Origin of the sequence: Neobacillus mesonae (genome assembly GCF_001636315.1) — a bacterium.
In the GTDB taxonomy this organism is placed as follows: domain Bacteria; phylum Bacillota; class Bacilli; order Bacillales; family Cytobacillaceae; genus Neobacillus; species Neobacillus mesonae.
Genome location: NZ_KV440949.1, coordinates 3472208 through 3484660 on the forward strand (window position 1 = coordinate 3472208; position 12453 = coordinate 3484660).

Genomic DNA, 12453 nt, shown 5'->3' on the forward strand with positions numbered 1-12453 from the left:
TAGGTAATGGCGTCGATTAAGATTGATCAAGTCCAAAAGGCTTTTGGAAAAGTAATAGCAGTAGATCATTTAAACTTGGAAATTAAGGACGGAGAATTCTTTACCTTTCTTGGTCCAAGCGGATGCGGTAAAACCACTACGCTAAGAATGATTGCTGGTTTTTATTACCCGACAAAAGGCATTATTCGTTTTGGCGATAAAGATATGACGCGCGTACCTCCTGAAAAAAGAAATACGGGCATGGTTTTTCAAAACTATGCCCTTTTTCCGCATATGACGGTGTTTGAAAATGTAGCTTTTGGTTTGAGAGTGAGAAAAATGGCTGCAAATGAAGTGAAAACACGTGTACAGGACGTATTGCGCAAAGTCAGGCTAGAGAAATATTCGGATCGTCAAGTGAGCCAGTTGAGCGGCGGGCAGCAGCAGCGTGTTGCCTTGGCGCGGGCATTGGTCATCGAACCGGAAATTCTTCTTCTTGATGAGCCGTTGAGTAACCTGGATGCCAAGCTTCGGGATGAGATGCGGAGTGAAATATTAAGGCTGCAAAAGGAATATAAAATCACGACCATTTATGTAACCCATGACCAAGCAGAAGCATTATCGATGAGTGACCGGATTGCCGTGTTTAATTTTGGGGTCTGCCACCAAGTTGGGACACCTTCTGAAATTTATAATCAGCCTGCAAATGATTTTGTTGCAAGTTTTATAGGTGAAATAAATCTTTTGGAAGTTAATGATTATAAAGTAGAACAAAACCATGTTAGTGTTTCTGCCCAAGTTGGCCCCGAGCCGGAAAAGATGATTGTACATAATCATCCATTTAATTTTAACCCAGATTTAGCAGGTAACCTTTCCTTATCGATTCGGCCGGAGGCAATTAAAATTTTGGATAAGCAAACAGACGAAACAAATGTATTAAAAGGAAAGATTGAGAAAGTGGAATTCTTGGGAGCGGTCATTAATCTTACTGTAAATGTGGCCGGACAGCTTCTCCAAGCGAATCTATTAAACAACCGATTACAGCAATTAAAATCTGGAGCGGATGTTTGGGTACAGCTCCCGGAGGACCAAATTCGAATCATCCCAATGGTAAGCGGTGATGCCCCATGATTAAAAACCGTGATACCAGATTTACAATCCTGCTGCTGATTCCGGTTCTTTTGGTATTGATTGCCTATGTTCTCTATCCTTCGTTAAGGACTTTTATGGAGAGTTTACAAACAAACAACGGTATTTCATTCGCAAACTACCAGGATTTTTTCACCCAGGAATCGAAAACCAATCTAGAAGCTTTATGGAATTCCGTTTATATTTCCATTTTAAGTGTACTAGTTAGTGCGCTAATTGGGATTCCGCTGGCATTTATTTTTAATCGTTATGATTTTCCCGGTAGAGGATTCTTTGCGTCCGCTGCCATCATGCCAATCGTTCTTCCGTCACTGGTCGGTGTTATGGCGTTTATGTTTTTATACGGAGAGACGGGTCTGGTTCCGAATGCCATCAAGGATTTATTCGGGCTTGAAAAAGTTCCATTTAAGATTGGCGGAGTTTCCGGGATTTTAATTGTCCACGCCTATACGATGTATGTGTATTTTTATATGACCGTATCGTCGGCGATTAATAAAATCGACCCGAGTCTAGAAGAGGCTGCCTATAATTTAGGGGCCAGCCGTTTTAACGTTTTTTGGAAGGTAACGTTTCCACTGCTGACTCCGGCGATTGTGGCTGCGTCGTTATTAGTATTTATGATTTCGATGGCCTCCTTTAGTGCACCGTTTCTTTTGGCAGGGGGTTACCGTGTATTAAGTTTACAAATCTATTTTTCAAAATTAAATGGAGATATGGAGGTCGCCGCCACCCAATCTGTCATTCTATCGATTGTGTCGATTTCCTTCTTATTATTTATGCGTTGGTATCAAAACAGGAAGGATTACCGGATGGCGACAAAGGGGATAGGTGCCCATCGCAGCGAAGTGAAAAATCCTGTGATGAAATGGGTGATGGTTTTAATCGGGATTGTTGGAGTCATTATTTTGCTCCTGCCACACTTTACGGTTCTGCTCCTCTCGTTAGTGCCGGATGGAACATGGACGTGGCAGACGTACCCAACTGTGTTTAATTTTGAAAACTATCGATTATTGCTGCAGGATCCAAATATTTTTAAGCCATTAAAAAATAGTTTATTTTTAGCTCTTATTGCGACAGCGGGGAATTTAGTATTCGGTGTATTAACGTCTTATTTGTTAGTCAAACGGAAATTTATCGGAAAAAATTTCGTTGATATTTTGGTGATGATTCCATGGGCCCTGCCTGCTACCGTTATCGGGATGAATCTGATCTTTGCTTTTAACGAGCCAAATATCTTTTCGTTTGGAAACATTCTTGTCGGTACGTTCTGGATCTTGCCGCTCGCCTATTTTGTCCGCCACATTCCATTAGTGGTCAGGTCCACGAATGCGGTGCTTGAACAATTAGATGATTCGATTGAGGAAGCTTCCAGAAATCTCGGTGCCCGCTGGTTTTATACCTTTAGAAGGGTCATTCTGCCAATTATTATGCCGGGTGTCCTATCGGGTACATTACTGGCATTCGTAGAGTCGGTCGGGGAATTCCCAACTTCGGTGTTGTTGTACACCATTTCCAACCGGCCGATTTCGATTGAAATCATGAACCAGCTAAGAATGTTTAATATGGGTCAGGCTGCAGCCTATGGAATGATTCAAATTGCCCTAATTGCCATTGTATTGTTTATTTCAAACAAGTTTTTCGGTGTCAAGGCCGAACAATCATTGTCTTAAAATCGGAGATGAAAAGATGAGTAGATTAGAGGAGTTTATCAAGAACGAAGGAACTGCTTTTCCGGGGAAAACTTATGTAGATGAACTGTTAAAGCCGGTGTTTAACGATCAGCGCGATTACCTGTTTCATGCCATGTTTGATATTCACCGTGCCCATGTGATTATGCTTGAGGAACAAAACATTATAGATTCTGATGAAGCAAGAGAGATGCTGAAGGGCATCAATAAGGTTGCCAAGGCAGATGTCAGCCAAATAATGTATCAGCCGCAATTTGAAGACTTGTTTTTCATGATGGAGGCAAAAATCGGTGAAGAAATCGGCTCCGAGTTAGCGGGTAAAATTCATATCGGCCGAAGCAGGAACGATATGGGGGTGGCCATGTACCGCTTAGTGCTGAGGGGACATCTGCTGGAATTATTGGGTAATGCCTATCGGTTAAGCGAAGCTTTATTGGACCAGGCTGATCAGCATACGGAAACGTACATTACCGGCTATACCCATACGCAGCCGGCCCAGCCGACGACGCTTGGGCATTATCTATTAGCGGTATATGATGTGTTGCAGCGGGATATTAAACGGTTGTGGGCAGCCTATGAAACGGTTAATCAATCATCACTTGGTGCGGCTGCCTTGACTACCACCGGTTTCCCAATTTGCCGTGCGCGGACATGCGAGCTTTTAGGTTTTGATAAAATGATTGAAAACTCCTATGACTGTATTGGAGGAGCCGATTATTTACTGGAAACCTCGTCTGCTCTGATGACCTGTATGGTGAACACAGGGAGATGGATTCAAGACTTTTTGCAGCACGTCACAAGGGAATTTGGTTCATTTTACGTGGCTGACTCTTATGTACAGGTTAGCAGCATCATGCCGCAGAAGCGCAATCCGGTGTCGATAGAACATTCCCGTTCGATTGCCAGCAGCGCCTATGGTGAGGCCTTGGCTGCGATGAACATGATTCACAATACGCCGTTCGGGGATATTGTCGATACGGAAGATGACCTGCAGCCGCATTTGTATCGTGCCTTTACGAATGCTGGCCGGGTAATGAAATTAATGTATGCCGTCATAACGACTCTTAAGGTAAACGGTGAACATACTAAAAAGATGGCAAGGAAATCATGTATCACGATTACGGAACTAGCGGATACCCTTGCAAGGGATTATGGTATCTCCTTTAGAAAAGCACACTCCATCGCGAGCTTTATTTCGAAAAAAACAACCGGTGCTGGGAAGGAATTATATGAATGGAAAATCGATGAAATTAACGAAATGATCAGCGGGTTCGTCGATGTTTCACTTACAGAAGAGGAATGGAAAAAGATCATTTCACCGGAGTACTTTGTTGAGATTAGAAGTATCCAGGGCGGCCCAAGTCCAAAAGAGGCTGTGAGAATGATAGGAGAAAGGAAACAAAAGCTAGGTTTGCAGAAAAATGATTACAGTAATCTTGTCGAAGAGCTGAATAATAGAAGAAACAAATTGGTGGGGTATACTATTTGAGTTGCTTTTGATAGGCTGCCGGAGTTTCGCGGGGGTATTAAAGATAAATTTTTGTTTTTTTAGGTGTAAGTTGTCCCATAGGCAGTTTCTATGGGACAGTTTGTTGCAATTTTAAAGTGGTTTTGTCTCCAAGAAGCCCTATTAAAGACAATTTTGTGCTTGCTGAGGGAGGTTTTGTCTCCAAGAAGCTCTATTAAAGAAAATTTTCCTGTTTTTCGGAGGATTTTGTCTTTAAGTTGCTTTATTAAAGACAATTTGCGGCTTGCCGAGAGCGATTTTGTCTCCAAGAGCCCCCATTAAAGACAATCTCCCATTTTCCTAGAACCAATTTGTCCTCAATTTTTTACAAAAGCCGTTGCATAGGGGTATAACCTGCCCTCTACGCAGCGGCTTTCATGGCCTTTATAACCTAAATTCCATCTCTTCCTCCGCAATATGAAATCCTCTAGCTACAATTTCCAGACGAACCTCTAGATCCAAATCAATCGCCGGATTAGAATGATTTAGATGGGTAAAATAAATGTCTGTCTGTCCTGTTAAGTCTTGTAGCAGGTCCATTGTTTCCGTCATAAGCGGGTGAGGGATTTCACGGTAATCCCTGCCAATCCTTTCAAGGTCCTTTTCGGAATGGAACGTCCCGTCCAGTAAGCAAATATCGGCGTCCTTACAAACCGTCCAAAGATTCTTGTCCCATTCATGCCAGCGGTCAATATCAGGGACATAAAGAACCTTCTTATTCGGACCTTCAATCCAAAAAGCAAAAGTCTCTGAAAACTCATTTCGATGCGGCACATCAATGGGGGTTACAGTAACGGAAGGAGCAATCCGTACCATTCCGCCATCTTGGATCTCTTTAACGTTAATATTCCCAAGCTTCGTCAACTGGCTCCAAGGGGCCTGTTCTTCTAACAATAGCTTCATTTTTTTCCCGGCCATCACAGGAATCCCCTTAGCACCAATCGCTTCCCGTCCTAAAAACAACAAACCAGGATAATGTCCTAAGTGGGCATGGGTTAAAAAGATGCTTTCCATCAGCTTTCCTTCTAAACCGTACTTCAATTGCAGTCTCACCATTTGCTCCTTGAGATCTGGACTGGCATCAATCAAATGCCAAGCTTGCTCATCGGGAAGGACAATCGCCAAGGCTGCAGCGAGACGCCGCAGCTTTGGATTTCGTATCGCCTCCATACAATTTTTACAGTAACAATTCGGATGGGGAAGACCGGCATCTTGAGCCGTCCCCAATACATTTAAAAAAACGTCGCTCATAGTGAAACACCTTCTTTTTCCTCTGTCTGATAGTTTTTCTTTGTGATTGTCCATCCTGTGAAACCAAATATTATATTCATGAGCGGCACTAGGAAAGCAAAGAACGCGTATGGAATGAATTCGCCCGGACTCACACCAAGAATTCCAGCAGCGAACACGGCCGGCACTCCCCATGGAACGAGATTAATTCCAACTGTTCCAGCTGCCTCCACACATCGAGAAAGATTTTTCGTATCAATTCCCATGTCCTTATAAGTTTTTACAAACGTTCTTGCTGGTAAAATAATCGCCAAAAATTGTGCGCCGCTAGCAAAGGCGACAACAAAGGTGGAAAGAATGGTGGAACTAATTAAAGTACCAGTGGAATGAACCTTTGACATCATTTTTTTCGTTAAAACTTCAAAAGACCCAGTCTCCTCTAATATCCCGCCAAGAGCAGTAGCTAGGATTAATAAACCAATTGTACCAAGCATGGACATGAGCCCACCTCGATTTAATAAGGAATCTAATGCCTTGACTCCGGATTCCACGTGAAAGCCGCTTGTCATGATTTGCACGATAGAGGTTACGGAAGTTCCCTGAACAAGAACCGCCAGCACGCCGCCTAAAATACTGACACCCATCAAGGCCGGAATGGCTGGTGTTTTTTTGATCATTAAAATAATCGTCAGTACCGGCATTAATAATAATAATGGATGAATCACGAACACGTCGTTTAATCCAGTCTTGATTGCCTCAATTGCCTTAATATCTGTGCCCCCATTTGCGGATGCAGAAGAACTAACAACCCAATACAATGCAATGGAGATCAAAAAGGCAGGAATGGTATCCCAAAGCATGTGCTTCACATGGCTAAACAAATCCGTTTCGGCCATTGCCGGTGCGATATTCGTTGTATCGGACAGCGGTGATAATTTATCGCCAAAATAAGCTCCGGAAATGACAGCCCCGGCAACAAGGCCTGGAGAAAATCCAAGTCCTTCACCAATCACCATAAATGCAAGGCCAATGGTTGCGATAGAAGTAAACGAGCTGCCCAATGTAATGGAAACAATCCCAGTGACAAGTGCCACAATCGGTACAAACAATGCAGGAGTGATAATCGCAAGTCCATAGTAGATCATCGTTGGGATGACACCGCTGGCAATCCATGTGCCGACGATCATGCCGATAATGAGTAAAATAAAAACAGCTGGTAAAGCTCTTTCCACCCCTTTAACCATCATTCGCTGGACCTCATCCCAGCTCCAGCCGCTAATAATGGAAATAATGGCTGCGGCAATCACACCAACCATTAACGGGACATGCATCCCAGCTTTCCAAACAAATATCGATAAGGCAGCTGCGCCAATTAAGGCGACAATTGGAATCAGCGACAACCCGATAGACATTTCTTTTTTCATGTACACCTTCCCCTTTAACTATAAATGAAATAAAAAAAGAGCCTCCATCCCGAAAAAGGGACGGAAAGCTCCGCGGTACCACCCTAGTTAGCAGACAAATAGGCTGCTCGCTTGTTTTAGATAACGGCCGAAACCGGATGTCAGCTCCCTATCTGTAATTCACGATACAGCTTGTCTGTTTTGCACCAACCAACAGATCTCTCATTTCAAGGTTTGTATCAGCTACTTTAATAGTTCAACGCTTTTGTGCTTTTATGCAATTAAGTATAAAGCAATAGTAGCTGAAACCAACTCTATTAGTCAATCATTTTTTATAAAAAAATTGGCTGATGCAGCTTCCAAAAAAGGAAGCTGACAAGCAGCCAAAGAGGGAGTATTATTCATCCTCTTCCTGGGAAGGACGAGTATTTTGGAATGGCAGTGTATCCCAGAAACTGGTATCCACTTTTTCAATTGAACCATCAGCAATAGCTCTAACGGAAGCATCTAGAGTAGTAATGGTTTGTTTAATCAAATAGCCATTACTCTTTTGTCCAATCGCATAAGATTCATAGTTATGGTCGGACATGCCGCGCATTTCAAATAGCAGTGTAGAAATATCATATTGAACAGCAGCGCCATTTCGGCCGATGTTTTCACCGTCTCCGCCATTGTATTTTGCCAAATGTCCCCAGCCGGTAGGGTCAACAGCATTGAATACGACTGCGCCTAAACGTTTCGAGCGCTCCAATACTTCTGGTTTTACGTTTTTATTTGTCGGATAAAGGAGGGAACCGGATACATATTTTCCGTCACGCTCACTTTGAGTTCCTTGATGATGCAGGTCAATCATATAATCAATCTTGTATTTTTTCAGCACATTGTTATGCAATGCTTGAGTTTCCGGATACTTTTTGTCCACATGGTCACGGTTTAAATCAGCACCTACAGCATTGTAGCGAGTTAAATGTCTGCCACCGTCAGCGACATAGTCATCAAGGGAGAAATTAACATCGCCCATGGCGCCATCAGCATTGAGCATTGGTATTACAAGGATATTTACCTTGTCCAAAACGCCCTTCATTTTACCTGTTCCTAAATGTTTAATAAACTCTAATGCACCTTCTGTTGTCAATTGTTCATTTCCGTGCTGCTGGGTTAAGAATAGAATAGTAGGATTGTTCGGATTAGACATATATTTGGCAAGATAAATGTCACGGCCTTTAATAGTTTTACCAATGACTTCTAGCTCCATGGCACTCTGTTTCGCATCCTGAGTTCTTAGAAAATCCGTCATAGAATCGTATGTATGAAGGATGGAAGTCTGAATGGACTCGTTACCGCCGTAATTCGGCCCTTCACCTACGGCACCGACAGTCATGGGAACGCGTGCAATTCCGCCTAAAGTCATTAAACCGGTTAAAGATAATGCTAGAACCTTCTTTTTCATATAGTAGCCCCCTCTTATAATAGGAAAATTCTGAAACCTACTTACAAGTTGAATATACAAGTAAATCAACAGCATGTACATAGAGAGAAATTCCTAATGCGTATGGTTCATTTTACCTGTTTTAGTTTATATTTGGATAAAATGGAACTGATTCGTAATAATCAGAAGTGATGATCTAATGAAAAGATAATGATAGAGTACCAAGAAACTATAGGCCTTAACCTGGGGTTGATTAATAAATCAGAATTATGAAATAATAATTACAAAATACTTTAAGAGACTAATAAGAAATAATAGTCCGGCAAGGAGGAAGACCTATTAATATAGATAACCAAGTATGGGGGATAATTTTAGCCGCTGGTTTTTCGAGAAGAATGGGTGAGCCGAAATTGCTTTTGCCCTATAAAGGAAAATCGCTCATTAGACATACCCTTGATGAATGCTTGAAATCACATCTGGATGAAATGATTGTAGTCGTGAATCCAAAGATAAAAAATTTGGTTGAAGAATCACAAATAGAAGGAGTTAATGAAGTCATATTGAATGATTTTTCAAACGAGGGGATGTCCACTTCAGTTAAACTTGGAGTGCAATCGCTGCCAGATTCCGTGCAGGCTGCCGTTTTTTTATTAGGAGACCAGCCGCTAATGACATCCCGTGAAGTCAATCAGATTATTAAAGACTATCATCGTCAGCCCAACTGCTCTATTATTCAAGCTAAATACGAAGACGGTATAGGGCATCCTGTCTTGTTTAAAAGAAATATGTTTCCTCATTTATTAAAAATCAGCGGGGATGAAGGCGGAAAATCAGTCATTAGCAAATTTAAGGAGCAAGTGTATTATTCCGAGATGAATAGAAAAGTCGTTCCTGATATAGATACACCCAAAGATTACAAGTTATTAATAGAGGGGGAATGAAGTCATTTTGGAAATAAAAATTCATCTAACAGCTTTCTCAGGCCTATAATGAATATACAAACAGATTCAAAAAATAGGGAAAAATATTAAATTAGGTGTCTAGAAAGACGAAGGAAGCAAGCGAACCGTCCCCTTGCTTCCTTTAGTTTGACAAATGGCGGGCTATTTACTATTATATATTTAGATATCTAAATAATTCTTAGACGATTATTTAGATATCATTTTTTGATCATATATTTAGATATCTAAATAATTTTTCCTAATATAAATAAAAAAATATTTAAGGAGCTGAAAGAAATGGGAAGATTGGAAAATAAAGTAGCGATTATTACCGGTGGTGCATCTGGTATCGGTGAAAATATGGTAGATTTATTTAGTAAAGAAGGAGCAATTGTTATCGCGGCTGATATCAATGAGGCTGCTCTTGAAAAGGCCAGCCAGAAGGAAAATGTTTACGGGATGAAGCTGAATGTTGCATCTGAAGAGGATTGGCAGCAAATGTTACAAGAGGTTAAAGAACGATTTAGGCGAATTGATATTCTCGTAAACAATGCGGGCATTTCTTCTGAAAAAGCAGTCGAAGACATCCACATCGATGATTGGCAAAAAATGATGACGGTTAACAGCTTTGGACCATTTCTAGGCATCAAGCATGTTATTCCGTATATGAAGGACCAAAAGAAGGGCTCCATTGTCAATATTTCTTCTTTTACAGCACAAATTGGCATGGGCTTTAATCATTATTCAGCATCCAAAGGTGCTGTTCGTGCGATTTCCAAAGCGGCGGCCACACAGTATGGGCGTTTAGGCATCCGTGTGAACGCTTTGTTCCCAGGGATTATTGAAACGCCGATGACCAAAGGCTTAGAAACGTCTAAGGATTTAGTCAACCATATGGTAGCCGCTACACCGCTGCAGCGATTAGGCCGTCCGGATGATATTGCCAATGCGGCACTATTTCTAGCATCAGATGAATCTTCCTTTATCACTGGAGCTGAGTTAGTCATTGACGGCGGTTATTCAGCACAATAATAAATTAGTGAGAGACCTCTTTTCATAAAAGAGGTCTTTCCTATATGATGATAATAGGAAAATAATTAGAAATAGAAAGCAGGGATATAGTGAATAATCCATCTATATTTGAACTGATCCATGCGATGGATAAGGTAAATAATAAATTAATCATTGAATGGAATAAAATGTTTAATGAAAACATTGGAATTACCCATATTTTGGTATTAGCTCATTTGAGGGAGCATGGCAAAAGCAGACCTTCAGATATTGCAAAAGCCTTAGGTTTAGCGCCGCCTTCGATTACCCATTTAACGGAAAAATTAATTAAAAAAGAGCTGGCTGTTCGCGTAGCAGATGAAAGTGATAAACGGGTTCTTTATTTGGAGATAATGGATAAAGGGCGTGACCTCTTAACCAAGGCGCAAAAGGAAGGAAAAAGGCTGCGGACACAATTATTGGAACGATTAACGGAAGAAGAACAGCTGGAGTTATTAAGGATTTATACTAAGCTTTTATAGACTAGCAAGTTATGGACTTTACGAACAGCAGCCCGGGGCTGTTCGTAAAGTCAGACATTAAGGTTTTCAGGGCTTCGACTGCCATTCGCCGCCTTGGATTCTTTTTTAGTAGAGGTCTTCATTCCAATGATGCCGGCTAATAAAATCATAAGAAAAAATATTTGATCAAAAGAGAATGGTTCCCCTAAAAAAATCCCTATTAAAAAGGTACCAACCGTTCCAATGCCTACGAAAACAGTGTAAGCAGCTGCAACAGGAATCGTTTTATAAGAACGAATGAGTAAAATGAAGCTGACGGTGATTAGAACAACGGTGATGAACCAATCGAAAAGCGAACTTGCATGTTTGAGGCTTGATGCCCATGCTACTTCTAATATTCCCGCAATAAATACTAAAATCCAATTCATTTTTTATCCACCTCTTAACATAGATGACGATCAGGCTGACATTTTTAATCCGATAACTCCTATTAAAATAAGGAAAAGTGATATCATTTGAGAAAACTGAAGCTTTTCTTTAAACCAAAAGATTCCAACTAAAGTGATTCCAATACTGCCAATCCCTGTCCAGACTGCATACGCGACACCGGCTGGGAGAACTTGCATGGCGCTTGCCAGGCAGTAAAAGGAAAAGATAAATCCCACCGTCATGACGATTAATGGAAGCTTCTTTTTTGTTCCGTTTACGTATTTCATCGCAATTGTTGCGACCACTTCTTCTATTCCCGCTAATACTAATAATCCCCAAACCATTAATATTCACCTCTTTTTGTTAATTTTCTTGATTGTGAATGACTATCAGTCATTTTTAGCTGAATAAAATATTGGATATTATCCAATACCTTATGATGGATTCGATATTGACCTTTTTATAAAGTTAAATACCTCCATTTTAAATACTTCAATGCCGTCATCTTGGGAGTGGCTGATATAGAACCGCTCTGATGCATTCTCGATAAGGTTAATAATTGTTTTGGCGGTCCATTTTACATTCATGTCAGAGATGAGTTCGTTACGCTGCATAGCCTTTTTTAGAATATTCTCAAGCCAAACATAGTATGGCTGGTAAATAGCCTCCCACTTTTCCATGGAATAATCGATGGCTAGACCAGAGTAACAGAGGATGATAATATCTTTATATTCCTTGGTAATCCTAAATGTTTCATCAATCATGACCTCAAGAATATCCCAAAATGAATTTTTCCCCCCGGTCTTTTCCTTAACGCTTTCCAATGAAATAGTCAGTAGATTATCGGCAATCGCCGGTATTAAAGCATTTTTTGATGAGAAATATAAATAAAAGGTCCCTTGCGCAACCCCTGCTTTTTTCACAATGTCGGAAATCGATGTCTTATCAAGACCTTTTTCAGAAATCACATCAATCGCAGCATGCAGGATTTTTTCATACTTTCCATCAGAACTTTTCGCCATAATGCTAAACCGCCTTTTCAAGGATAATGAATGACTATCATTCATTTTACCGTTAATTAGGGGAAAAGTCAATTTTGGTGTCAGGCACCTGTTCGTAATAAAAAACAGTACATCGAATATACCCCCTCCTACTATTACCAGGTCACAATTAATTTGTACAGCCTC

12 protein-coding genes and 1 other annotated feature are annotated in these 12453 nt (G+C 40.9%); of the genes, 6 read left to right on the plus strand and 6 right to left on the minus strand.

Annotation, left to right across the window (positions count from 1 at the left end):
- Positions 1-6: 6 nt before the first annotated feature.
- Genes A6749_RS16195 through argH form a run of 3 tightly spaced genes read left to right on the plus strand, consistent with a single transcriptional unit; the run spans position 7 to position 4305 of the window.
- The gene (locus tag A6749_RS16195; RefSeq protein ID WP_066391654.1) at positions 7-1110 is read left to right on the plus strand and encodes an ABC transporter ATP-binding protein; all 1104 of its coding nucleotides are present in this window, start codon (positions 7-9) and stop codon (positions 1108-1110) included.
- Positions 1107-2798 carry an ABC transporter permease gene (locus A6749_RS16200; RefSeq protein ID WP_066391669.1) on the plus strand — a complete coding sequence of 564 codons (1692 nt, stop codon included), beginning with the start codon at positions 1107-1109 and terminating at the stop codon, positions 2796-2798. Before A6749_RS16195 ends, A6749_RS16200 begins: the two co-directional genes overlap by 4 nt.
- 16 nt (positions 2799-2814) lie before the next feature.
- Positions 2815-4305: an argininosuccinate lyase gene (argH, locus tag A6749_RS16205; protein WP_066391678.1), complete on the plus strand. Its 1491-nt coding sequence runs from the start codon at positions 2815-2817 to the stop codon at positions 4303-4305.
- A 402-nt stretch (positions 4306-4707) separates the two neighbouring features.
- Here the strand turns inward: argH and A6749_RS16210 are convergent, their stop codons facing one another.
- From A6749_RS16210 to A6749_RS16220, 3 genes are all read right to left on the minus strand, one after another.
- The gene (locus A6749_RS16210) at positions 4708-5574 is read right to left on the minus strand and encodes an MBL fold metallo-hydrolase (protein ID WP_066391683.1); all 867 of its coding nucleotides are present in this window, start codon (positions 5572-5574) and stop codon (positions 4708-4710) included.
- The gene (nhaC, locus tag A6749_RS16215; protein WP_066391691.1) at positions 5571-6977 is read right to left on the minus strand and encodes a Na+/H+ antiporter NhaC; all 1407 of its coding nucleotides are present in this window, start codon (positions 6975-6977) and stop codon (positions 5571-5573) included. The genes A6749_RS16210 and nhaC overlap by 4 nt, the downstream gene beginning before the upstream one ends.
- 53 nt (positions 6978-7030) lie before the next feature.
- Positions 7031-7225 (minus strand) — a binding site (T-box leader).
- A 128-nt stretch (positions 7226-7353) separates the two neighbouring features.
- Positions 7354-8406, minus strand: a complete 1053-nt coding sequence (locus A6749_RS16220; RefSeq protein ID WP_066391700.1) for a M14 family zinc carboxypeptidase — start codon at positions 8404-8406, stop codon at positions 7354-7356.
- Between the two features lie 347 nt (positions 8407-8753).
- On the opposite strand from A6749_RS16220, the gene A6749_RS16225 reads away from it, so the two are divergent.
- From A6749_RS16225 to A6749_RS16235, 3 genes are all read left to right on the plus strand, one after another.
- Positions 8754-9326: a nucleotidyltransferase family protein gene (locus tag A6749_RS16225; protein ID WP_269085728.1), complete on the plus strand. Its 573-nt coding sequence runs from the start codon at positions 8754-8756 to the stop codon at positions 9324-9326.
- A 297-nt stretch (positions 9327-9623) separates the two neighbouring features.
- Positions 9624-10358, plus strand: a complete 735-nt coding sequence (locus tag A6749_RS16230; RefSeq protein ID WP_066391705.1) for an SDR family NAD(P)-dependent oxidoreductase — start codon at positions 9624-9626, stop codon at positions 10356-10358.
- A gap of 89 nt (positions 10359-10447) precedes the next feature.
- On the plus strand, positions 10448-10858 hold the full coding sequence (locus A6749_RS16235; protein WP_153043031.1) for a MarR family winged helix-turn-helix transcriptional regulator: 411 nt from the start codon (positions 10448-10450) through the stop codon (positions 10856-10858).
- A 50-nt stretch (positions 10859-10908) separates the two neighbouring features.
- On the opposite strand, the gene A6749_RS16240 is transcribed toward A6749_RS16235, so the two are convergent.
- The 3 genes from A6749_RS16240 to A6749_RS16250 all read right to left on the minus strand — a co-directional run bounded on the left by A6749_RS16240 (position 10909) and on the right by A6749_RS16250 (position 12288).
- Positions 10909-11265 carry a DMT family transporter gene (locus tag A6749_RS16240; protein WP_066391706.1) on the minus strand — a complete coding sequence of 119 codons (357 nt, stop codon included), beginning with the start codon at positions 11263-11265 and terminating at the stop codon, positions 10909-10911.
- A gap of 30 nt (positions 11266-11295) precedes the next feature.
- Positions 11296-11610, minus strand: a complete 315-nt coding sequence (locus A6749_RS16245; RefSeq protein ID WP_066391708.1) for a DMT family transporter — start codon at positions 11608-11610, stop codon at positions 11296-11298.
- Between the two features lie 90 nt (positions 11611-11700).
- A complete protein-coding gene (locus A6749_RS16250; RefSeq protein ID WP_066391712.1) occupies positions 11701-12288 on the minus strand; it encodes a TetR/AcrR family transcriptional regulator in 588 nt (195 codons plus the stop codon).
- Positions 12289-12453 lie beyond the last annotated feature (165 nt).

Coding starts and splice junctions, on each gene's coding strand:
- A6749_RS16195 (WP_066391654.1), top strand. CDS start 7: ATGGCGTCGATTAAGATTGATCAAGTCCAAAAGGCTTTTGGAAAAGTA.
- A6749_RS16200 (WP_066391669.1), top strand. CDS start 1,107: ATGATTAAAAACCGTGATACCAGATTTACAATCCTGCTGCTGATTCCG.
- argH (WP_066391678.1), top strand. CDS start 2,815: ATGAGTAGATTAGAGGAGTTTATCAAGAACGAAGGAACTGCTTTTCCG.
- A6749_RS16210 (WP_066391683.1), bottom strand. CDS start 5,574: ATGAGCGACGTTTTTTTAAATGTATTGGGGACGGCTCAAGATGCCGGT.
- nhaC (WP_066391691.1), bottom strand. CDS start 6,977: ATGAAAAAAGAAATGTCTATCGGGTTGTCGCTGATTCCAATTGTCGCC.
- A6749_RS16220 (WP_066391700.1), bottom strand. CDS start 8,406: ATGAAAAAGAAGGTTCTAGCATTATCTTTAACCGGTTTAATGACTTTA.
- A6749_RS16230 (WP_066391705.1), top strand. CDS start 9,624: ATGGGAAGATTGGAAAATAAAGTAGCGATTATTACCGGTGGTGCATCT.
- A6749_RS16240 (WP_066391706.1), bottom strand. CDS start 11,265: ATGAATTGGATTTTAGTATTTATTGCGGGAATATTAGAAGTAGCATGG.
- A6749_RS16245 (WP_066391708.1), bottom strand. CDS start 11,610: ATGGTTTGGGGATTATTAGTATTAGCGGGAATAGAAGAAGTGGTCGCA.
- A6749_RS16250 (WP_066391712.1), bottom strand. CDS start 12,288: ATGGCGAAAAGTTCTGATGGAAAGTATGAAAAAATCCTGCATGCTGCG.